The organism is Acinetobacter sp. ANC 4216 (assembly GCF_004331195.1).
Taxonomy (GTDB): Bacteria; Pseudomonadota; Gammaproteobacteria; order Pseudomonadales; family Moraxellaceae; genus Acinetobacter; species Acinetobacter kookii.
Map to the genome: position 1 here is coordinate 1 of NZ_SJOC01000013.1, position 21,627 is coordinate 21,627.

The window sequence follows — 21,627 nt, forward strand, 5'->3', positions numbered from 1 at the left end:
CAAAATCGTCATCGTTTGATGACGTGTCAAACGAACAAATAGAGCAGATAGAATTTGCACTCAACCATCGTCCTAGAAAAACACTAGGTTGGCATACACCGAGTGAAGTTATGGCTGGTTTTTATACTGTTGCACTTGCCGCTTGAATCCGCCAATCATAAAAGATACATTTTTATCCTTTTTCCTTTCCACATTCCGGCTATGTTAAGCTTTGAACAAATAATAAATATTGAAACAAGAGGACAGCATCATGGAGTATTACCAGCACATTCTAGTTTCTGTCGATGACTCGCCCATTGCTGTAGCCGCAGCTGATCAGGCCATGGTGTTAGCCAAAGCTTTTGGCAGTAAAGTGACCATTGTGAGCGTGGTGATTATTGATCCTTTAACCAGTGTCAGTTTTTATAAAAATGTCCCCGGCGTCACTGATTATTTTATGGAAGCCCAAGCTCATGCTAAAAATATATTGGCCGAGCTAGGTGCCAGATTTTCCGAAGCAGGCATTCCAGCAGAAACCAAGCTTTTGGCCAAGCAATCTCCCAGTGAGGCCATTGCTGAACTTGCCGATGAACTAAAGGCCGATTTGATTGTGGTTGGATCGCATGGCCGAACTGGTTTGAAAAAAACCTTCATTGGCAGTATTGCCCAAGATATTCTAACCGCCAGTCATGTTCCTGTACTTGTGGTTAAACATACCCAATAACCCTTTTACTCTGCCTTGTTCTTATGCCATTAACCTATCACTTCTGAGTTAATGGCTTTCACGCAATTGGACTTAAAAACTGTCTTTTAAGGATTTGTGTTCTGCTCAGCTGACCTTATTGCTGTACTCTTTTTTAAACACTTAGATTAGCATTTAAAAACATAGACATGAGCCAAGAAATCATCTCGCAGATCCTATAAAAAACATCAAACTACGACCATAAACCTATACGCATAAACGTGATTAAGACATAAACTTTGTTCACAATTTTTTATAGACATTCAAAGAGCAAAACATGTCACAACAAGATTTTGAAAATGGTTTAAAAGTTCGCACCGAAGTCATGGGCGAAGCTTTCGTAAAACGTGCGCAAGACAATACGGTACCCTTTACCCAGCCTTTACAGGACTGGATTAATGAACATGCCTGGGGTTCAACCTGGCAACGCGAAGGCGTTCTTCCGCGTAAATATCGTTCACTGATCACCATTGCTTTTTTAACCGCACAAAAAAGCCCCACCGAACTTAAGGGACATGTTCGTGGTGCACTCAATAACGGTGCAACAGTAGAAGAAATTCAGGAAGTGTTATTACACAGTTTGTCCTACTGTGGCGCTCCTGCCACCCAGGAAGCCTTTCGTGCTGCACTTGAAGTCATCAATGAATATCAAAAAACTGAATAATTTATTTTGATATTTATAGAAATGGTTTAAGCAGTTTAGGATTTAAATTGCTTAGGCTATTTTTTATTGTTGACGCTATGATTCAACCGCAATCAATTGAATTGCGCTGTAATTGGCCTTGACTTAACTGCAAAGTTTCCGCTTCCAGGTATTCCAGTTCTTCGGGATGATGCGTGACATAAATCATTGGCAAATCCAGCTCCTCTTTTATCCGTTTAAAAAACGGTAAAATTTGCTGTTTTAAGCTCCGGTCCAGTCCTGTTAAGGGTTCATCCAGAAGCAATAAATGGGGTGAAGATAACAGTGCCCGCCCAATCGAGACCCGCTGTGCTTCCCCACCAGAAAGCTGATGGGCCTTACGTTGTATCAAGGTGGTCAAATCCAGCAATTCGACAATGTCATCAAACTGGAACTTTCGTTCTGACTTATCTACTAATTTCTCTGCATAGTGTAGATTCTGCTGCACATTCATATGTGGAAACAGCAAGGCATGCTGGAAAATTAAAGCGATTTTGCGCTGATACATCGGGATATGAATATTCTGCCGGGTATCTATTAACAGTTGTTCATTCAACTGGATACAGCCTTGTTGTGGCTTGAGCAAACCCACAATATTTTTTAGCAAGGTACTCTTGCCACTCCCTGATGCTCCGACAATGCCTAACAGTTGCTGCTGCATCTCCAGTTCAACGTTCAGGCTGAAATCACCCTGCTGATAGAGAAAATCACATTTCAACATATCAGGCTCCCAATTTCCGTTGATATTTTTGCAAAATAAAATAGTTCACAATCAGGGCTGAAAATGCCAGAAATAAAGATAAGACCACCAGCCGCATGGCAAATTCTTCGCCATTGGGTTGTTGCAGCAAGGAATAAATCGCGATTGGAATGGTGCGGGTCTCATCTGGAATATTGCCGACAAAGGTAATGGTGGCACCAAACTCTCCCAGACTTCGGCTAAAACACAGAATGCTCCCGATCAGCATGCCCGGCAGTGCCAAAGGCAGGCTAATACTGCAAAACACCCTGAACGGGCTTGCTCCCAACGAGCCGGCCACCTGTTCCAATTGCCGGTTAATCAATTGAAAAGACAGGCGAATCGGCTGCACCATCAAGGGAAATGCCACAATCATTGAGGCCAGTACCGCCCCTTTCCAGTTAAAGGCCAGTTCAATCCCGAGCGCATTCAGATATTGTCCAATCCAGCCTTTATTGCCAAACAGCAGCAACAGTAAATAGCCCAAAACCACAGGCGGCAGCACCATCGGTAATTGCAAACATGCTTCAAGCAAAAATTTCAGCCTGAATTCATGGCGTGCCAATGTCCAGGCCAAAGCCACTGCAAACGGTAAACAAATGACCGTTGCCCAGAAGGCGACTTTTGCCGAAAGATATAAGGCACTCAGTTCTTCGGGACTGAACATTGCGTGGCGATCTCCCTATGGTTGATTTATGGATTAATTCATGCGAAATCCGTATTTTTCAAAGATGCTTTTTGCCTGTGGACTGCTTTTCACAAATTTTTCGAACTGGGTTGCCTCTGAATTTTTCTCGCCCTGTTTGGTCAAGGCAATCGGATAAATAATGGGATGATGCGAATCTGCCGGGAAGGCTCCGATTATTTTCACTTTCTGGCTAATAAATGCATCCGTTTTATAAACAATGCCCACCTCACATTCACCACGTTCGACAAAAGCCAAGGCTGAACGCACATCATCCGTCCCCACAATGCGACCTTTGAGCTGAGCCAGCCAATTCAGCTTGGTCAAACTCTGTTTGGCATATTTACCCGCAGGTACAGACTCCATTTGTCCTGTGCATAAATGCCCTTTAAAGGCTTGGGCAAAATTAAAATTGGGCTGTGGCTTAAATGCAATATTTAAATTTTTCGGGCTAATGACCACCAGCTGATTGAACAATACGGGCTTGGCCCTGTTGTGATGAATGAATTGCTTTTTAATCAGATAATTCATCCAGTCCAGATCTGCAGAGAAAAAGAGGTCGCTGCTGGCACCAGCTTCAATCTGTTTGGCCAGCGCTGAGGATGCACCAAATACCGCTACAACATCCGTTTTCGGATGCTGCTTTGCATACAATTTTTTAATGTCGTTAAGGGCATTACTCAGACTCGCTGCTGCGTAGATTTTTACCGTGCCTGCATAGGTAGAGGAAAATGTAACTGACAAGCACGCTGCTAAAAACAGGGATTTTTTCATCGGCATTTTCCTTCTCAGTGAATAAACAGACCTTGCACGATTTGCCCTTTAGATAAAGCAGCTCCCGCAGGAATCCTGACCAGACAATTGGCCTGCATTAAATTGCTCAGCATATGTGACTGCTGTTTGGACAAGCTCCAGACTTTGAGCAGTCCCTGATCAAAACTGGCCGACATTCTTAAAAAACGTTCTCGGCTATCCATTTTTAGCTCATGGGTCAACACGGCGCTAAACCAGTCCGGTTGCTGTTTCTGTCCTTGCAAAGCCCTTAACAGGGTTGAAGTATAAATTTGCATGCCTACATAAACTGCTGCCGGATTGCCCGGCAGTCCAAGCAGATAACAACGTGTGCGATCAGGGCGTGTTAATTCTGCAAAGAACATCGGCTTGCCCGGCTTTTGTTTCACTTTCCAGAACAGCTGTTCAAACCCCAAATCGAGGGCTACCGGTCGAATAAAATCATAATCTCCAACGGATACGCCACCGGTGGTTAAAATCACATCATGGCTGTCCGATAATTCCTGGATTAAGGCTTTCACGGCATCTTCTGTATCAGCCACATGGAACACTTCAACCTGCTGTCCTGCATTTTGAAACCAGGCCTGAATCAAGGGAGCATTGGCATCAAAAATTTTTCCTGCTGCAAAATCCTCGATGCTGCTCGCGACTTCATCTCCCGTAATGACCACTGCAACTTGGGGATAGCGAAAAACTTCAACGTTTTGGATGCCTGCCATACTTAAGGATGCAATTGCGCCGACTGAAAGGAACTGTCCTTTGTGGGCCAATAATTGTCCAACCGAAATTTCTTCACCCACATTGCGAATATCGACATTGGCATGTAAGTGTTCAGTGATTGCAATTCGGGTTGAATCAATGACCTTGACCATTTCCTGACGTGCCACCGTAGTGGTGCCAAACGGAATCTTGGCCCCGGTAAAAATCCGTACGGCTTGCCCTGCCTTGAGCTGTAATTCGGACGAATGTCCAGCTTGAATTTCACCGATCAGTTTAAATTCGCTATGCGGCTCAATGGCAGATTGGGCGCAAATTGCATAGCCATCTACAGCGCTTTGCGAAAATAAGGGCAGATTAATGGCAGAATAAACCTCTTGCGCCAAATAGCGGTTCAAAGCTCCATTTAACTCCAGACTTTCCGTGGCCAGTCCCTGAGTATGCTGCAAAATTAAATCCAGGGCCTGATCTACCGTAATCAGGCCATGCTCTGCTCCACATCCAGACATGATGCTATTCATTGGTACCCCCCTGGATGGGGAATATTTTTCTGCACATCAAATAAATGTACCAATGCCGGCAAGACTGCAATCAAAGATTCTTTCGCCCCCTGACGGCTACCCGGCAAAGTCATCACCAGACTGTTATCAATATAACCGGCTACACCGCGACTTAAAGCCGCATAAGGCGTTCGTTTTTGGCCAAAACTGCGCGACGCTTCCATCAGTCCGGGAATTTCACGTTTTAATAAAGGCTGCAGGGTTTCCACGGTTAAATCTTTTGGTCCCAGACCCGTTCCCCCAACGGTTAAAATTAGCGGATAGTCATTTTTTTGCTGTTCAATCAAGGCCAGTAATTGTTCCGGACTGTCAGGAATGACATGGTAAGCAATATCGCTAAAATTGGCTTCCTGCAAAATTTCCCGCACATTCTGTCCGGCCGTATCCGGTTTCTTTCCTGCAGCCACGGTATCCGACAGCACAATGATAGACGCAGGCAGCGCTTCTTTTAATACACGGGTAAAATGGGATTTGCCGCCTTTTTTCTTTTGTAACTTGACCTGATCCAGGCATAAATCTTCCGGTTCACAGTGCGGTTTCAACATGTCATACAAGGTTAAACCGGCCAGACTGACTGCGGTTAAGGCTTCCATTTCCACCCCGGTCGGACCGATGGTTTCTACGGTTGCAATAATCTCGACATGGGCATCGAACAGTTCATATTCCACATCGGCACGGTAAATCGGCAGCGGATGACACAGTGGAATCAGCTCATCGGTGCGTTTCGCAGCTAAAATGCCCGCAATTCGTGCTGTCTTCAAGGCATCGCCTTTTTCAGTATTGCCTTGACGTAATAATTCAATGCAATGTGGCGGCGCATGCAGAATCCCTGTGGCTACTGCAGTCCGGTAACTCTCTGCTTTCATCCCGACATTTTTCATTGCATATTTCCTGAATTCATTTTTACTTTAAATATTGCTGTTGACTGCATCTACCCGGGTTCACTCAGTAGATGAATCTGGTTTTAATGATGACAATGGGCATGATCACCGTGTGCAGGTTGTTTATCTGTATATTGTTTATCTGCATGATGATGGACATTCACCTGCTCCGCTGTATCTTTACGGATACAACAGCCTTCTACATATTGACTGCTGCCATCCAGATAAAATTCCTCTTTCCATACCGGAACTTCATGTTTGACCCGTTCCACCGCTTCCTCACAGGCAGCAAAGGCTTCTCGTCGATGGGCCGCATAGGCCATGGCAATAATGGCTTTTTCACCAATAGCCAAAGCCCCAATTCGGTGAATCACCCGAACATAGGACACCGCATATTTGGCCTGAATCTCCTGTTCGATCTGACGGATCATTTTTTGCGCCACGGGTGCATAGGAGGTATATTTTAGCGCTTTAACCGCTTTACCTTCATGATGATTACGCACGGTTCCGATGAACACGCCAATTCCCCCACACTCGGGAAAGTGTTCAATCGGGTCAAAACTGTCTAAGGTTAAGGCAGTATCCTGAATTCTGGAAAATACTTTCAGTTGTTCCATTTCAGCCTCCTGCCACTGGCGATAACAGCACTAGCCTGCTGTCGATGCTTAATTGCGTCTGGCGTGAAATAATGTCTTCACCGATGGCACAGGCACAGCGTTCAATCATGGCAAACGCTGCCGGATAATCTTGCCCTACTTGAGCCAATACCTGAGCAACCGTGCTGTATGGGCTACACATCATTTCCAGATTTTCCGGTAACTGGCGTTCTACCGCACCAAAGGCCTCAATTTTAATTTTGATCTGTGGCATCTTAACCTCCAAGCATGTGCATGCTGATTTTTCGGCTGCTTTTATTCATGCGCTGATTTTCCAAACGTTGTGCTATGGCGTGATAGCCTGATTCTTTGTTCCAGATATATTTGGATAACACGGCATGCAAGCTCAGCTCACTCAAAGGCTCAGAACAACTCAGGGCTTTAATTTCAGTTTTTAGATTCAGGCCTTGAGGAGCAAACAGACAGTTATAAAATTCACCTTGTGCGGTTAAACGGACGCGATCGCAAGTTCCACAAAATGAATTGGTAATGGTGGATATGATTCCAAGCGGATGGCCATCCATAAAATACTGTCGTGCCGGCTCTGAACTGGAGCGTGACGAGTCACCTGGCTGTTGAATTACAGTAAATTCCGTACTCAGGCTATCTAAAATCTGCTGTTCGCTGACCACATGTTCTGATGACCATTTACGGTCACCATCCAAGGGCATAAATTCGATAAAACGCAGCATAATTTTTTGCTGAACCGACCAGCGTGCCAAAGGCAGAATTTGATTGTCATTGATCCCGTTCATCAATACACAATTGATCTTGATTGGCAGACCTACCGCTTGGGCCGCATGAATTCCTTCAAGTACGGGAGATAACTCTTTTTGTGTCAGCTGTTTAAATTGATGCGTATCCAGACTGTCCAGACTGATATTCAGATCATCTAGTCCGGCTTGTTTTAACGCGGCAGCATACTGTTTTAAATAATGGGCATTGCTGGTCATGGAAATGCGTTTTAGCCCAAGCTTTTTTAAGTTTTGCAGTTGAGCAATAAAGTGCACCACCCCTTGACGCATTAAAGGCTCTCCGCCGGTAATGCGAATAGATTCAATGCCACGACGCACCATAAAATCACAAAATTGATAGAGCTGCTCAAAACTCAGCAAATCATGTTTTTTCATCCATTCAGGATGTTCCGGCATGCAATAGACACACTTGAAATTGCAGCGGTCGGTCACTGAAATTCGCAATTTGCGCTTGCTGCGACCAAACTGATCGACAAATCGCGCATCTGTTTCAAGCTCTGTCATCATATTCATGTTGAACATCCATCTTCAGACATCTGGTGGTAACTGCACACCTATTGTGCGCAAGATTTAAGGTGCCCAATCTTGTGATAATTAGATTTGCAATAAGTGTTCCAACTTTGTGCCAAAGGCGAAATATTCAGGTTTAGTGCAGAAATTTGAGTTGCTGATACTGTTGCAGTTCATCGAGCGAGTTAATACTGTGAAAAAACAGGGCATGATTTTTAAAACGCGCCACTTGAGCGTGCAAATGGCTAAAACAGTGCTTTAAACTGCGCTGTTTTTGTTCAAGCTGGGCAGTCAGGGTCAGCAAACTGCTCCGTTTCACCAGACAGAATGGATACAGGGCAACCCCATTCATTTCCACATACGCGACTTCTGACAAACTATTTTTGGCTAGGGCCTGATGCAACTTGAGTAGAACTTTCGAAGGAATATAAGTCACATCACAGGGTACAAACAGCACATAGTCAGCCTCTACATGTGACCAGGCACTTTTCATGCCCATCAGCGGACCTAAAAAGCCGCTTTCATCATCCTGATAGCAATGAATACTGGGAATGATTTTCTGATAAATCGAATAATCACGATGGCTGTTGATCCAGACCTGTGCAACATCGGATTTCAGTTGCTGATGTATTTTAAGCAGTTGAATCTGGTCATCAAATTGCTGCAACAGTTTATTGATGCCATTCATGCGTCTGGCCTGACCACCGGCCAGAATCACCAGATCAGTGCCGGGATAAGCTGAAAGTTCCAGTTTCTTTCTCATTCCACCGCCTCCATTTGACAGGTTTTGATCAGGCCACGAATTTCAGGCAGACATGAACCGCAATTCCCTCCTGCTTTCAGGCATGCAGTGACCTGTTTTTCATCGGTGATATTTTTTTCTTTAATGGTGTCAATAATCCGGTTTTTACCCACCTTAAAGCAACTACACACCAGTGGACCTTCATTATTGGCCATCGACATCGGTTGTCCGGCAAGCAGTGCCTTGCGGTGCATGGCACTCAGACGTTCACGCTTAAACAGGCTGGCGACCCAGTCGCGGTCCGGCAGCAAGGCCTTGGGGGCAATATATAAACTGGCAATTAAATGGCCCTCTTTCAGCACCACACTGTGACTGATATGGGCAGTTTGATCTTCAAGATTCAGCCATTCAAAACTCTCATCCTGAAACGGCAGCAGCTCTTTCAACTGCTCAGTGGTCTGGGTAAATTTTTTACGGTCGGCCAGTTCATAGCGCACCGCTTTGGCGGTGGTGATTTTCGTCCACCACACCGTATTTTCAATGGAGGATTGCACGATCTTTTCAAAGCCCTGACGCACATAAAACACGCCCTGCCACTGGCTGTAAAAGGGATGAATCATCACCGGCGTATGCTTGAACTCAGGCTCGCCGGAAATGGCATCCACTACGGGATTGACCACTTTGCCAATACGTGCATCCGATGCCACCTGGTCATTCCAGTGAATCGGTGCAAAAACCTGACCACGACGGATATCATCACTGACCGTGGCACGTAAAACGCAGTTACCCCATCGCGATTTGACCTCTACCAGCTCGCCATCTTTGATCCCGTATTTCAGGGCATCATGCGGATGGATTTCACAATACGGTTCTGCGCGGTGGCTTCCTAAATTGGCAGAGAGTCCGGTACGGGTCATGGTATGCCACTGGTCACGAATCCGGCCGGTATTCAGCACCAACGGAAATTCGCTACAGATTTGATTGACCGGATTCACCGCCGTGATGGCAATAAATTTGGCTTTGCGATCTGCATGGCTAAACTGCCCTCGGGCATAGATTCGTGCCACAGCACCTTCTTGCTGATCTTTAGTCCAGACCGGCCACTGTAGCGGTTCTAGTTGATCATATTCAGTGGCTTTTAAATCGCTCAATGCTTTTAGATTGAAATAGCGGAAATAAGGCGTTTCAGCGCGATGCTCCAGATCTGAATTTTGTTCAGCCGATAACCGGGCATGTTCCACAAAAATGTCATGACTGCTGTTAAAGTCAAAACCGCTAAAACCTAACTTTTTAGCGACCTGGCTGATGGCCCACCAATCGGCTTTGGCATGCTCTGGCTCATCCAGAAAAGCGCGCTGTCTGGAAATACGGCGTTCAGAATTGGTGACGGTGCCGTCTTTTTCACCCCAGCCCAGTGCAGGTAACAGCACATCGGCATATTGCGTGGTATCGGTATCTAAACAAATATCGGACACCACCACGAACTCGCATTTTTCCAGGGCACGTTTGACCTGATCGGCATCGGGCAAACTCACCACAGGATTAGTCGCCATAATCCAGATGGCTTTAATCTTGCCGCTTTCGACTGCATGGAATAGATCGACGGCCTTAAAACCTGCCTGCTTGGCGATATAGGGACTTTGCCAGAAGTTTTGCACCAGCTGCTGATGGCTTTCGTTTTCCAGTTCCAGATGGGCTGCCAGCATATTGGCCAATCCACCGACTTCACGACCGCCCATGGCATTCGGCTGACCGGTCATGGAAAATGGCGCAGCACCCAGTTTGCCAATTTTTCCAGTGAATAAATGGCAGTTGGTTATGCTGTTTGCTTTATTCACCCCTTGTGAAGACTGATTTACCCCCATGGAAAACAGGGTCATCACTTTTTCGGTTTGGGCAAATTTTTCATAAAAGGTTTGCAGTTTTTCCAGTGAAATACCGATACGGACTGCGACATCTTCAATCGATGCCTCGCTTTTGCTTTGCGTTAAAGCCTGTTCCAGGCCTTGCGTATATGCAGCAATAAAATCTTGATCTGCATGACCATTTTGCGCCAGATATTGCAAAAGGCCATTGAATAATACGACATCTTGCCCCGGTAAAATTGGCAAATGCAGGTCTGCCGCTTCACAGGTACTGGTAAAACGCGGGTCAATCACCACCACAAACAGGTCGCGCTGCGCTTTGGCTTTCATGATGCGTTGATATAAAACCGGATGACACCATGCCGTATTGGAACCGACCAGGACCACCATGTCGCTATGTTCAAAATCTGCATAGCTCGCGGGAACAATATCTTCACCGAAAGCACGTTTATGGGCTGCTACAGCCGAAGACATACAGAGTCGTGAATTGGTATCAATATTGGCCGTGCCCAAATAGCCCTTCACGAATTTATTCACCACATAATAGTCTTCCGTCAGCAATTGCCCGGACACATAAAAGGCAATACTGTCACGCCCGTATTGGTCAATACATTGCTGAAACTTATGGGCAATTAAATCAGTCGCGCTATTCCAGTCGGTCTTTTCCCGCTGTTGCTTACGGCCCAGCATGGGATGAAGAACGCGGGTTTCAAGTCCCAGGGTATCGGCCAGATTGCTGCCTTTAATGCACAGTTTTCCGTAGTTGGAGGGATGGTTGACATCCCCTGCAACCGACACTTTTCGACCCAACGCTGTGTCCTGTACAATCGCAGTGACACCGCATCCCACCCCACAATAGGGACAGGTGGTATTGGTGATTTTCGTATTTATTTCTGTGGAGCTATGCAGTTCCATCACAGGGATACTATTCATGGATGCTCCTTAGTTTTGAAATATACAATTTGATTCATTTCAAATAGATTCATTACAACGGTGTCTTTTCAATAGAACTCATTTTCTGGATTAACCTTCGGTTCGACCTACTTTTCTTTTGGGAAAAGTAGGCAAAACCATTGTCATCCGCAAAACTCGTTCACATCCGTCATTTATCAAAAAATTCGCAGAAATATAAGTTTTCATATTTTGTCCTGCCTCGAACAGTTGCGGATGACGTTTCCGCGTATCCTGTTTGGTACATTACAAAATGGATTTTTTTTAACCTGCTTTCTTTAATGCAAAATCTTTACCAAACAGCAATTTATTACGAATATTACTGATTGGCGTTTGGTCAGAAATCAGTTCTGCATACCAGGCACCATCTTCCGTATCGCCAAACAGCACTGCACCAATGACTTTATCTTTTTGAATAATAATGCGTTTATAGATCTGACGCTTTTCATCATTCAAGATAATGTCTTCGTAATCGTCCTGCGGTTCAAAGTTGCCAGCTGAAAATACATCACAGCCACTGACCTTGAGCTGGGTTGGAACCGTGGGTGCCTTAAAGGTCAGGCTACCATGCTCTGCCAGATGTGAGGCACAAATGAAAGCCTGGCCCCAAAGTGGTTCAACCAGACCGAAGGTTTGGCTACGGTGTTCAATACATTCACCGACCGCATAAATACTCGGGTCAAAGGTCTGCATGGTGTCATTCACCAGCACGCCGCGGTTACAGCGTAAGCCAGCACTCTGTGCCAGTGCCATATTCGGACGAATGCCCACAGCAAAAACCACCAGGTCAGCATCTAAAACAGTGCCATCTTTCAGCTGGATTTGCTTCACATGACCGTCTTCGCCAATCAGTTGTTCGGTACTGGCCTGAGTCATGATATTGATACCCTTCGCTTCAATACTCTGCCTTAACAAGCTGCTGGCACGACTGTCTAATTGACGTTCCATAATCCGGTCCATCAGATGCAACACCGTTACATTCATGCCACGTTGTTTCAGCCCATATGCAGCCTCCAAACCCAGCAGACCGCCGCCAATCACCACGGCATTCTGTTTAGACTTGCAGTAATCCAGCATGGTATTGACATCGTAAATGTCACGGAAACTGAGCACACCTTTTAAGTCACTTCCCGGAATCGGTGGAACGAAAGGTTTGGAACCGGTCGCCAGAATCAGGCGGTCATAATCTACAATTTCGCCTTTTTCGGTATAAACCTGCTTGCGTGGACGGTCGATTTTCACCGCGGCATCGCCGGCAATAAAGCGGATATTTTTATCGCTATACCAGGCATGCGGGTGCAGCATGATGTCATCAATGGTTTTATCGCCCGACAACACCGGTGAAAGCATGATGCGGTTGTAGTTCCCCCAAGGCTCTTCACCGATCACGGTAATTTCATAGCGATCCGGTACCATATCCAGCAAATCTTCCAGGCAACGCATCCCCGCCAATCCATTGCCGATCAAGACCAGTTTCATCTTTTCCTGAGAGCTGCCGTTATTGGTGATATAGGTTTTTTGCGGTGTTGGACTGATCCAGACCTTGCCGTTTTCAATTTTGCTTGGGAATACCAGCAGTTTCTGGTCTTTATCTTCCAGACAGCGGCCCGTTGCCAGACTGAAATGCTGTTTATAGATTGGAGAGGCCACGACACGCTCGCCTTGCAGATCGCCAATGATGCCACGCGACATCACAAAGGCCTGACTAAACGGATCTTGGTTACTTAAGGCATAGACCCGTTTTTCATTACCGACACGGAAAATGGCAATTTGCTGATTGTCAATTAATGCACCCACACCGGTATTTGGGGTAATGTCATCCAATGCACAAATTTCCAGCCATTCCAGCTCATGGGTTTTATTCATCTCTTTAAATATTGTCATCTTCTTTCTCCTTTATTCTTTTAAGCTTCAACAACAGGAATACGTGTCACATCACGCTCAGCTTCAGTTTTTGGACGAATTTGCCCGCGAACCTCTGCAAATTGAATGTGCGGATCGTTTTGCTGCTCAACTTTTGCATTGATAAAGGTTTTAAAGCGTTTACGCACTTCAGGATCTTGCACCGCGGTACGCCATTCATCCTGATAGGTGCCCACCACATGGTTCATACGGCGTTCCAGTTCTGCCGCCAGACCCAGCGAGTCATTCACCACCACATCTTTCAGATAATCCAAGCCGCCTTCCAGGTTGTCACGCCATACCGAAGTACGCTGCAAACGGTCTGCCGTCTGGATATAGAACATGAAGAAACGGTCGATATATTTGATTAAAGTCTGGGTATCCAGATCCGATGCCAGCAGTTCAGCATGGCGTGGTTTCATGCCGCCATTACCGCACACATACAGGTTCCAGCCTTTTTCAGTGGCAATCACCCCGACATCTTTACTTTGCGCTTCGGCACATTCACGGGTACAGCCCGACACAGCCATTTTCAGCTTGTGTGGAGAGCGCAGGCCCTTGTAGCGGTTTTCCAGGAAGATGGCCAAGCCGACCGAATCATCCACCCCGTAACGGCACCAGGTACTCCCCACGCAAGATTTCACGGTACGTAAAGATTTACCGTAAGCATGGCCTGACTCGAATCCAGCATTGATCAGTTTTTCCCAGATTTCTGGCAGTTGATGCACTTGTGCACCAAACATGTCGACACGCTGCCCACCCGTGAGTTTGGTATATAAACCATATTCTTTGGCAATCTGACCAATTGCGATCAGACCTTCAGGCGTGACTTCACCACCCGCCATACGTGGCACGACTGAATAAGAACCGTCTTTTTGAATATTGCCCAGATAGTAGTCATTACTGTCTTGCAGTCCTGCATGGCTTGGCTTCAATACAAAGTCATTCCAGCAAGATGCCAGGATATTTGCCGCAGTCGGCTTGCAGATATCGCAACCGAGACCATGACCGTGTTGCTGAATCAGGTCATCGAAGGTCTTGATTTCATTGACCCGTACCAGGTGATACAGCTCCTGGCGTGAATAGGCAAAGTGTTCACAAAGATGGTTATTCACCGTTACGCCTTGGCGTTGCAACTCCGACTTCAATACCTGAGTGACTAAAGGTGCACATCCGCCACACGCCGTTGCGGCTTTGGTACATTTTTTCAGGGCACCCAGCGAAGTTGAACCTTCGGCTATCGCAGAACAGATATCGGCTTTTGAGACGTTATTACATGAACAGATGGTGGCGCTATCTGGAAGCAGATCCACACCGCTACCACCCGCTTTGGCGGTAGATTGCGCATAGCCTGGCATGATCAGGCTTTCAGGATTTTCCGGAATTTCCAGTCCATTCAGCATCATTTGCAGCAGGTCGTTATATTCCTTGGCACAACCCACCAGCACAGCTCCGAGCAGCTTGGTTTTTTCGCTATTTACCACAATCTTTTTATAGATCATGGCATCTTCATCGGCATAGAAATAGCTGAGCGCATTTGGCGTCATGGCATGCGCATCGCCTACAGAGGCTACATCAACACCCATCAGTTTCAGCTTGGTGCTCATGTCTGCACCGGCAAATGAATTACAGGCCTGATCCATGACATGTTTTGCTGCAATACGCGCCATGTCATAGCCTGGTGCCACCAGACCAAAAATCTTGTTTTGCCATAGGGCACATTCACCAATGGCGTAAATGTCCACATCTGAAGTCTGGCAGTAATCATTAATCACAATACCGCCACGCTCACCAATTGCCAGGCCACTTTGACGTGCCAGCTCATCACGCGGGCGAATACCCGCAGAGAACAGAATAATATCGGTTTCCAGCTCTGAACCATCACCAAACTTCATCACATGCTTGGCATTCACGCCGTCTTCAATTGCAGAAGTGGCTTTTTGGGTATGAACTTTCACGCCCAGGTTTTCGATTTTGGAACGTAAAACCTTACCGCCCAGGTCATCAATTTGCACCGCCATCAAGCGTGGGGCAAATTCCACCACATGGGTTTCCAGGTCCAGGTCACGAAGGGCTTTGGCCGCTTCCAGCCCCAGCAAACCACCACCGATCACCACACCGGTCCTGGCATTTAAACTCGCGGCACGAATCGCATCCAGATCTTCAATGGTACGGTAAACAAAACAGTTCTCGCGGTCATTACCTGGAATAGGAGGAACAAAAGCATATGAACCGGTTGCAAGCACCAATTTGTCATAAGTAATCACATCACCATGGCTGGTCGTGACTGTTTTATTTAAACGATCAATGGCAGTTGCCTTGGTATTTAAGCGCAGATCTATTCCATAGGCATCAGCAAAATCTGCACGGCAAAGCGTTAAGTCCTTGGCTGATTTACCAGTGAAATATTCGGTTAAATGTACACGGTCATAGGCTAAACGCGGTTCTTCTGCCAAGATGGTGATTTCAACCTCATCCCCTGCATGTTCAAGCACGGATTCAATAAATTTGTGTCCTACCATGCCATGGCCAATCATTACCAGTTTCATATTGTTTCTCCTATTCTTTTAATCTATTTAAGCCATGTTGTTGCGTTCAAGCACTGCCTGTTCAAACAATTTTTGTTCCTTCTCTTTATGTTCAACCGAGAAACGGATCATCAGAACAAAACTTGCTGCAATCACAACCAGGCCACCCAGCACCATTAACGTGGTTTGAATATCCAGCATGCCTTTGAGCAAGAAACCTGCTGCCACGGCACCAACATTGCCGCCTGCACCAATAATGCCGGCCACACCGCCTAGAGCATCACGGTCAATGAAAGGAACCAGCGCATAGGTGGCGCCACAGGCCATATGGGTGAAGAGTGCAAATACCGTCATGACAAGAATTGCAAGAACTGCGGTATTCATTTGTGAGAACACGATCAGGAACAGGCCTTCCATCAGGATCATGCCAAATAGCACTTTGGTACGACCATCCAGACCTTTTTTGGTTGCTACCTTGTCTGAGACGATGCCACCCAAAGCACGGGCAAACAGGGCCAGTAAACCAAAGATCCCCGCCGCCATGCCGGCTTCTTTTAAGCCAAAGCTGAAGTGTTCAACGTAGTACATCGCCACAATGTTATGAATGAAGATTTCAATACCGAAGCACGCTGCATAAGCACCAAACAAAATCCAGACGCGGTAGTTACGTGCAGCATGCATCAGAATCGCCATGCCACCTTTTTTCTCACTTCCGACTTGAATGCCTTGCGCACGAAGTTCCTTAAAGTTGCCTTGCGGACAGTCTTGGGTAAATTTCCAGTACAGCGCACCGACAATCACCATCATCAAGCCTGGAACAATCAGTGCAATTCTCCAGCCCATGGCTTGCTCAACACCGAACATCACCAAAGCAGCAAGCATTAATGGCATCAACGCCTGTGTGGCACCACCACCCGCATTTCCCCAACCTGCTGATGCCGCATTGGCCGTACCCACCACATTCGGTGCGAACATAATACTGGTGTGATATTGGGTGATGACGAAGCTGGCACCAATCGCGCCAATCAGCAAGCGGAAAAACAGGAACGATTCATAACTGTTGGCCGATGCCACGCCAAACACCGGAATACTGCCAATGACCAGCAATGCGGTATAGGTTTTGCGTGGACCATACTTATCACACAAAGGTCCTACAATCAGCCGGACTAAAATGGTAATGGCAACGGCAGCAATATTGATATTGGCAATCTGGTCTTTAGTGAGATGAAATTCACCTGCAATCACCGGCATGAGCGGTGCACAGGCAAACCAAGCAAAGAAGCAGACAAAAAAGGCGAGCCAACTCATGTGGAAGGCTCTCATCGCCGCGCTGTTAAAACTAAAAAGACTTATTTTTGTTGCTTTTTTTTCATATAAATTTGAAGACATGGCCTTCTCCTTCCTGAACTGAACGTATTGGGTTATCTGCCATACGGATAGCTGCATAACAGATTCGATCAGAACGGACGTCGTTGGCCGTCTTACAAATTTTTTAGAGTCGTCTTTGACTCACCAGAGGATAAGCAATGACTGTGCCAACAATAAAATAAAACGACTAACTTATTATTTTTAATCATTTTTTATTTAATTTTTATCATTATTCAAACTGGTGAAATTCTTCGTCTTCCCTTTTGAATATCCAACTGGCTCGTCTTAGCAACTGCACTTGTGCTTCCTCATGGCGCATTTTTGCATCAAGACGGGGCAGCACCAGATAACATTCAACTTTTATGTCTGATTTTTATATAAAAAAATAAATTCATTAATTTTGGCATTTAAATTGCTTTCGTTTAGATAGAAATTTTTCTGGCTCTGCTTGATGGTATTTAGCTCAATATGCCAAAACTGAAAATTGCACTGATTGATGATGATCAAGAACGTGCCAACTATATAAAAGCGTCCCTGATCGAACATCATTTCGAGGTAGTGGCTTGCCTGACCATCGACCATTTAAGCCTGTTCCGTTTAGAACAGTTACATGCCGATGTGATTTTGCTGGACATGGATCATCCCCATCGTGACATTATTGAAAGTTGTGTCAGCCAGTTCGATTTACCCACCGTGCTGTTTACTAAAAACAGTCATAAAGACACCATTAAAAGCGCCATTGATGCCGGAGTCACGGCGTATATTGTCGATGGCATTGATCCGGCAAAACTGCAAAACATTCTGGAAATTTCGATTGCACAGTATAAAAAGCATAAAAAATTACTGGATGATCTGGAAGATACCAAAAATAAGCTGGCCGACCGTAAAGTGGTCGATCAAGCCAAAGTGCTGATGATGCAATTGCATTCCCTGACGGAAGAACAGGCATTTCAATTACTCAGAAAAAATGCCATGAGCCACCGTATGACCATTGGCGAAATGGCACGGCGCTTACTGGATGCCCAACAACTGTTACAAAACCAATTCAAGGAATAAGCCATGACAGATTTAGAAAAAACCCAAATCCAGATTGGCTACATTCCTTTGCTTGACTGTGTCGCCGTGCTTTGGGCCAAACAGCGTGGCTTCTTTGCAGAGCGTGGCCTGGAGATCACGCTCGTCAAGGAAGCCTCATGGGCAAGTTTAAGAGACCGGCTGGCCTTTGGCTTTCTGGATGCAGCCCATTGCCTGTCTGCCATGCTTCCTGCCGCAGCACTGGGCGAAGACCAGCTGGGTATTCCCTTGCAAACGGCATTGGTCCTCAGCCATAACCGTGCCTTTATCAGTCTGAGTCAGAAATTGTGTTTTGATCTGCAGATTTCAGAACAAGATCATGCCCGGCAATCGGCCGAGAAAGTTGTTTCAGCCATACAAGCACAGCAACCGATTCAGCTGGCGCATGTATTTAAGCAGTCGATTCATCATTATTGCTTAAGAGAGTGGTTAGCCCTTGCCAATCTTGAAATTGCAGAAAAAATCAAGCTCACGACCCTTCCGCCTCCTTATATGGTCGAAGCCTTGAGGAGTCATGTGATTGACGGTTTCTGTGTCGGAGAACCGTGGAACACACAAGGAGAACTGTTGGGACTCAGCCAGATTGTGGCCAGCAGTCAGGAGGTTATTCCCAAGGTGGCCGATAAGGTGCTGGCAGTCACTGCCGACTGGGCAGCACAACATCCGCATACGCATCGTGCTTTAGTGGCGGCGATTGAAAAAGCACAGCAGGAATTACAGGTGCTTGACGACTATACCGAGGTCTGGAAAATGCTGATGGATTTCAATATTGTGCAATTTCAATGCTCTGACAGCATCCATGTAAAAAAATTCCACTCCATTCAGACAATTATCCGTAACTTTGTGAATGAATCATCAGCACCCAAACTGGAAGATTTTCACTGGCTGATTCAGCAAATGCTGAAATGGGACCAGATTCGCCTGAGTGACCAGAGTATTGACCAGATCAGCCAGAACTGTATTTTATCTTTCGATCCTTAAAAAACCATTTCTATTGGACCAATGCCCCCGCTTACTCACCTGAACAGGCAGCTGGGGCTAAATGATTCATTTTGGTTAGATTTCAGTTGAATCCACGTTTGATCTTTTATTTTTATTTGCTCGATTTTCCACAATTTTTCTCCACATTTTTACGTTATCTTACGCACAAAACGACATCTGGAACATTGAATAATGAAACGCATACAACCGCGTTGGAAATTAAGTGCATTAAGCTGCGCCTTGTTTGCTTTTATGTCCCCCACTTGGGCTGCCGATAGCACCGCAGATACAACTTTAACAGACAGCAGTGCACCCCAGACCGCTCCGGTACAAACCCTGGCGACTTTAAAATTTGAAGCTGCACCCGCCCAGGCCAAAGACCCGGATATCAGTGCGGTGGCGAAAACCATTGTCACTCGGGAAGAAATGCTGCAATTTGGCGATCAGTCGGTAAATGATGCGCTTCGTCGTGCAGCCGGTTTTCAGATGCCCGCGCCAGGACAAGGTCCACGTGGAGGTGGCGGTGCTTCAGCTATGCGTTTTCGGGGTGGCGGTGCCCCGGTATTTTTAATCAACGGCGAACCTGTTCAAGGCGGTCCGCGTGGAGGCATGTCGGTGGTGGACAGCATCACCCCGGACATGATTGAACGGATTGAAATTACCAAACAGCCAAGTGTCGCTCAGGCCTCTGTGGCATCTTCCGCCGTCATCAATATTATTCTGAAACAATCCTTGGATGATGCCCGCATCAGCGGAACGATCCGTGCCGGATATGGTTTGGCGAAATCAGATCAAAAAGAAGAACAACGTAAAAATATCAGTGTTCAGGCCGATGGTCGTGATAATGCCTGGCTATACAGCATGTCTGCCAACCAGATGTGGAATGACACCACCTCGATCACCCAGACTCAAACCAGTAACGAAACACGTGAACAAAAACGCGTTACTGAACGCAAGTCGCAAATGCTGGCACCGCGTGTTGAATATGAACTGGATGACAAGCAAAAACTGGTTGCCGAACTGTTCTATCGCAACAATGAAAGTGACGGTAGCCGCGGTGATCAGACTCAAAACGACAAGAATGACAGCATCCGTTTAAATACCCGTTATGAACGCAAGGACAAAGGCAACTCGGACAAGATTCGTCTTTCTGTAGAACAGCAGAATGAAACCGAATCGACCCGATCGCCACTATTCAGCAGTTATACGGATGAAACCGTGAATGAATATGGGGCGGCTTATGATGGGGTGCGTAAGTTTGATGAAAACAGGCAACTGAAGTTTGGTACCGATCTTCGTTCCAGTGAGCTTGAAAGCAATATTGCCGATACACTCGATGAACAGCGTTATGCTCTCTATACCGAAGGCAGCTGGAAATTTACTGACCGGCAAACCCTCACCCTCGGGGCACGTCAGGAATGGATCAACCGTTCAGGACTGGTGGATTATAGTGACCAGCACTTCAGCCCTGTTTTGGCTCATCGCTTCGATTTTGATGATCACTGGTCACTGCAAACCAATATCAGCCAGGCATTCCGCAGTCCAAAAACCGACCAGCTGCTGCCTACGGTTTCAATTTCTACCGACAGCGATGCCGGCAGCCTGAATAACCCGGACCGGGGCGGCAATCCAAATTTACGTCCGGAAAAAATTACTGCCTTTGAATCGACCCTGGGTTATAACACCCCGGCAGGCGGTATCAACATCACAGCCTATCAACGTGAAATTGACGACTATATTGAGAAAGTGATTCGTCAGGAAAACGGCCGTTTTGTTGAAAGACCGATTAACCAGGACAATGCCACCACCTACGGGGTTGAAGTTGCTGCTCGCTATGCATTGAAACAAACGGAAAATGGGCATTCATTGATGTTGAATGGTCAACTGTCGACGGTACGCGCAAAAATTGAAGATGCCAATCATCAGGAACGTTTAGCCAGTGATGTGGCCCCTTATACAGCAAGTGCCGGTTTGTCTTATAACTATCAGCCTTGGCGTGTTTCCAGCAGTATCAATCTGAACTATTTTCCTGAATTTACCCGTGCCCTGGATAACCAGCCCTATGACCGTACCAGCAATGAACGGGTCAATATGGATATCAGTGTGACCAAACGCTTTGATGATGGCTGGGCAACGACCCTGAGTGCACGCAATATCTTGAGTACAGATTATAAAGAGCGTTTAAACAGTCAATCTGATGGCAGCCTGTATGAATCACGGGTGAATCAGGCCATTCCCAGTGTACTACTCAGTGTAGAAAAGAAATTCTAAACTGAAAGATAAAAACCGGTGCCAGACATTAATGCCAGTCAGTTAAGAAATTGACTGGCATTTTTCTTTTTTAAATTCATTATTATATTTGATATGTAGGAAAGTCATCCGCAACTGTTTGAGGCCGGACTATAATAAAAAATGATTGTTTCTGCGACAAATTTTCTAGTTGATAGTAGTTGACGAGTTTTGCGGAGGACAAATGCCTTTGGTTACTTTGGGCGAAACCAAAGTAACAAATGAGCTG

The 21,627-nt window shown here is 46.1% G+C and carries 18 protein-coding genes and 1 pseudogene; 6 read left to right on the top strand and 13 right to left on the bottom strand.

What is annotated here, in order from left to right; all coding sequences use genetic code 11:
- The 3 genes and pseudogenes from E0H88_RS11450 to E0H88_RS11460 form a co-directional block, all read left to right on the top strand.
- Positions 1-146: pseudogene (locus tag E0H88_RS11450) on the top strand (IS30 family transposase); the annotation flags it as partial.
- A gap of 104 nt (positions 147-250) precedes the next feature.
- On the top strand, positions 251-703 hold the full coding sequence (locus E0H88_RS11455; RefSeq protein WP_131274254.1) for a universal stress protein: 453 nt from the start codon (positions 251-253) through the stop codon (positions 701-703).
- Between the two features lie 295 nt (positions 704-998).
- On the top strand, positions 999-1,385 hold the full coding sequence (locus E0H88_RS11460; protein WP_131274255.1) for a carboxymuconolactone decarboxylase family protein: 387 nt from the start codon (positions 999-1,001) through the stop codon (positions 1,383-1,385).
- A gap of 82 nt (positions 1,386-1,467) precedes the next feature.
- Here E0H88_RS11460 and E0H88_RS11465 read toward each other — a convergent pair whose 3' ends face one another.
- From E0H88_RS11465 to E0H88_RS11525, 13 genes are all read right to left on the bottom strand, one after another.
- Complete coding sequence (locus tag E0H88_RS11465; protein ID WP_131274256.1) at positions 1,468-2,124, bottom strand: ATP-binding cassette domain-containing protein; 657 nt, start codon at positions 2,122-2,124, stop codon at positions 1,468-1,470.
- Position 2,125: 1 nt separating this feature from the next.
- Complete coding sequence (gene modB, locus E0H88_RS11470; RefSeq protein ID WP_131274257.1) at positions 2,126-2,809, bottom strand: molybdate ABC transporter permease subunit; 684 nt, start codon at positions 2,807-2,809, stop codon at positions 2,126-2,128.
- 33 nt (positions 2,810-2,842) lie between these two features.
- Positions 2,843-3,601: a molybdate ABC transporter substrate-binding protein gene (modA, locus tag E0H88_RS11475; protein ID WP_131274258.1), complete on the bottom strand. Its 759-nt coding sequence runs from the start codon at positions 3,599-3,601 to the stop codon at positions 2,843-2,845.
- 14 nt (positions 3,602-3,615) lie between these two features.
- Positions 3,616-4,845, bottom strand: coding sequence for a molybdopterin molybdotransferase MoeA (locus E0H88_RS11480; protein ID WP_131274334.1), 1,230 nt, complete (start codon positions 4,843-4,845; stop codon positions 3,616-3,618).
- An 8-nt stretch (positions 4,846-4,853) separates the two neighbouring features.
- A complete protein-coding gene (moaCB, locus tag E0H88_RS11485) occupies positions 4,854-5,777 on the bottom strand; it encodes a bifunctional molybdenum cofactor biosynthesis protein MoaC/MoaB (RefSeq protein WP_131274259.1) in 924 nt (307 codons plus the stop codon).
- Between the two features lie 83 nt (positions 5,778-5,860).
- Positions 5,861-6,394: a molybdenum cofactor biosynthesis protein MoaE gene (locus tag E0H88_RS11490; RefSeq protein WP_131274260.1), complete on the bottom strand. Its 534-nt coding sequence runs from the start codon at positions 6,392-6,394 to the stop codon at positions 5,861-5,863.
- A 1-nt stretch (position 6,395) separates the two neighbouring features.
- Positions 6,396-6,647 carry a MoaD/ThiS family protein gene (locus E0H88_RS11495; RefSeq protein WP_131274261.1) on the bottom strand — a complete coding sequence of 84 codons (252 nt, stop codon included), beginning with the start codon at positions 6,645-6,647 and terminating at the stop codon, positions 6,396-6,398.
- A 1-nt stretch (position 6,648) separates the two neighbouring features.
- Positions 6,649-7,701: a GTP 3',8-cyclase MoaA gene (gene moaA, locus E0H88_RS11500; protein WP_131274262.1), complete on the bottom strand. Its 1,053-nt coding sequence runs from the start codon at positions 7,699-7,701 to the stop codon at positions 6,649-6,651.
- A gap of 133 nt (positions 7,702-7,834) precedes the next feature.
- Complete coding sequence (locus tag E0H88_RS11505) at positions 7,835-8,461, bottom strand: NTP transferase domain-containing protein (protein ID WP_131274263.1); 627 nt, start codon at positions 8,459-8,461, stop codon at positions 7,835-7,837.
- Positions 8,458-11,238: a nitrate reductase gene (locus tag E0H88_RS11510; protein ID WP_131274264.1), complete on the bottom strand. Its 2,781-nt coding sequence runs from the start codon at positions 11,236-11,238 to the stop codon at positions 8,458-8,460. Before E0H88_RS11510 ends, E0H88_RS11505 begins: the two co-directional genes overlap by 4 nt.
- A gap of 282 nt (positions 11,239-11,520) precedes the next feature.
- Complete coding sequence (nirD, locus tag E0H88_RS11515) at positions 11,521-13,140, bottom strand: nitrite reductase small subunit NirD (protein WP_131274265.1); 1,620 nt, start codon at positions 13,138-13,140, stop codon at positions 11,521-11,523.
- Between the two features lie 20 nt (positions 13,141-13,160).
- On the bottom strand, positions 13,161-15,707 hold the full coding sequence (gene nirB, locus E0H88_RS11520; protein WP_131274266.1) for a nitrite reductase large subunit NirB: 2,547 nt from the start codon (positions 15,705-15,707) through the stop codon (positions 13,161-13,163).
- Between the two features lie 27 nt (positions 15,708-15,734).
- Positions 15,735-17,075 carry an MFS transporter gene (locus E0H88_RS11525; RefSeq protein WP_131274267.1) on the bottom strand — a complete coding sequence of 447 codons (1,341 nt, stop codon included), beginning with the start codon at positions 17,073-17,075 and terminating at the stop codon, positions 15,735-15,737.
- A gap of 447 nt (positions 17,076-17,522) precedes the next feature.
- On the opposite strand from E0H88_RS11525, the gene E0H88_RS11530 reads away from it, so the two are divergent.
- The 3 genes from E0H88_RS11530 to E0H88_RS11540 all read left to right on the top strand — a co-directional run bounded on the left by E0H88_RS11530 (position 17,523) and on the right by E0H88_RS11540 (position 21,380).
- Complete coding sequence (locus E0H88_RS11530; RefSeq protein ID WP_131274268.1) at positions 17,523-18,110, top strand: ANTAR domain-containing response regulator; 588 nt, start codon at positions 17,523-17,525, stop codon at positions 18,108-18,110.
- A 3-nt stretch (positions 18,111-18,113) separates the two neighbouring features.
- Positions 18,114-19,109, top strand: coding sequence for an ABC transporter substrate-binding protein (locus E0H88_RS11535; protein ID WP_131274269.1), 996 nt, complete (start codon positions 18,114-18,116; stop codon positions 19,107-19,109).
- A 192-nt stretch (positions 19,110-19,301) separates the two neighbouring features.
- Positions 19,302-21,380, top strand: a complete 2,079-nt coding sequence (locus E0H88_RS11540; protein WP_131274270.1) for a TonB-dependent receptor plug domain-containing protein — start codon at positions 19,302-19,304, stop codon at positions 21,378-21,380.
- The last annotated feature ends 247 nt before the right edge of the window (positions 21,381-21,627 follow it).

Bases quoted from the DNA above. Each gene is read 5' to 3' on its own strand.
- E0H88_RS11455 (WP_131274254.1), top strand. From the start codon at position 251: ATGGAGTATTACCAGCACATTCTAGTTTCTGTCGATGACTCGCCCATT.
- E0H88_RS11460 (WP_131274255.1), top strand. From the start codon at position 999: ATGTCACAACAAGATTTTGAAAATGGTTTAAAAGTTCGCACCGAAGTC.
- E0H88_RS11465 (WP_131274256.1), bottom strand. From the start codon at position 2,124: ATGTTGAAATGTGATTTTCTCTATCAGCAGGGTGATTTCAGCCTGAAC.
- modB (WP_131274257.1), bottom strand. From the start codon at position 2,809: ATGTTCAGTCCCGAAGAACTGAGTGCCTTATATCTTTCGGCAAAAGTC.
- modA (WP_131274258.1), bottom strand. From the start codon at position 3,601: ATGAAAAAATCCCTGTTTTTAGCAGCGTGCTTGTCAGTTACATTTTCC.
- E0H88_RS11480 (WP_131274334.1), bottom strand. From the start codon at position 4,845: ATGTCTGGATGTGGAGCAGAGCATGGCCTGATTACGGTAGATCAGGCC.
- moaCB (WP_131274259.1), bottom strand. From the start codon at position 5,777: ATGAAAAATGTCGGGATGAAAGCAGAGAGTTACCGGACTGCAGTAGCC.
- E0H88_RS11490 (WP_131274260.1), bottom strand. From the start codon at position 6,394: ATGGAACAACTGAAAGTATTTTCCAGAATTCAGGATACTGCCTTAACC.
- E0H88_RS11495 (WP_131274261.1), bottom strand. From the start codon at position 6,647: ATGCCACAGATCAAAATTAAAATTGAGGCCTTTGGTGCGGTAGAACGC.
- moaA (WP_131274262.1), bottom strand. From the start codon at position 7,701: ATGAATATGATGACAGAGCTTGAAACAGATGCGCGATTTGTCGATCAG.
- E0H88_RS11505 (WP_131274263.1), bottom strand. From the start codon at position 8,461: ATGAGAAAGAAACTGGAACTTTCAGCTTATCCCGGCACTGATCTGGTG.
- E0H88_RS11510 (WP_131274264.1), bottom strand. From the start codon at position 11,238: ATGAATAGTATCCCTGTGATGGAACTGCATAGCTCCACAGAAATAAAT.
- nirD (WP_131274265.1), bottom strand. From the start codon at position 13,140: ATGACAATATTTAAAGAGATGAATAAAACCCATGAGCTGGAATGGCTG.
- nirB (WP_131274266.1), bottom strand. From the start codon at position 15,707: ATGAAACTGGTAATGATTGGCCATGGCATGGTAGGACACAAATTTATT.
- E0H88_RS11525 (WP_131274267.1), bottom strand. From the start codon at position 17,075: ATGTCTTCAAATTTATATGAAAAAAAAGCAACAAAAATAAGTCTTTTT.
- E0H88_RS11530 (WP_131274268.1), top strand. From the start codon at position 17,523: ATGCCAAAACTGAAAATTGCACTGATTGATGATGATCAAGAACGTGCC.
- E0H88_RS11535 (WP_131274269.1), top strand. From the start codon at position 18,114: ATGACAGATTTAGAAAAAACCCAAATCCAGATTGGCTACATTCCTTTG.
- E0H88_RS11540 (WP_131274270.1), top strand. From the start codon at position 19,302: ATGAAACGCATACAACCGCGTTGGAAATTAAGTGCATTAAGCTGCGCC.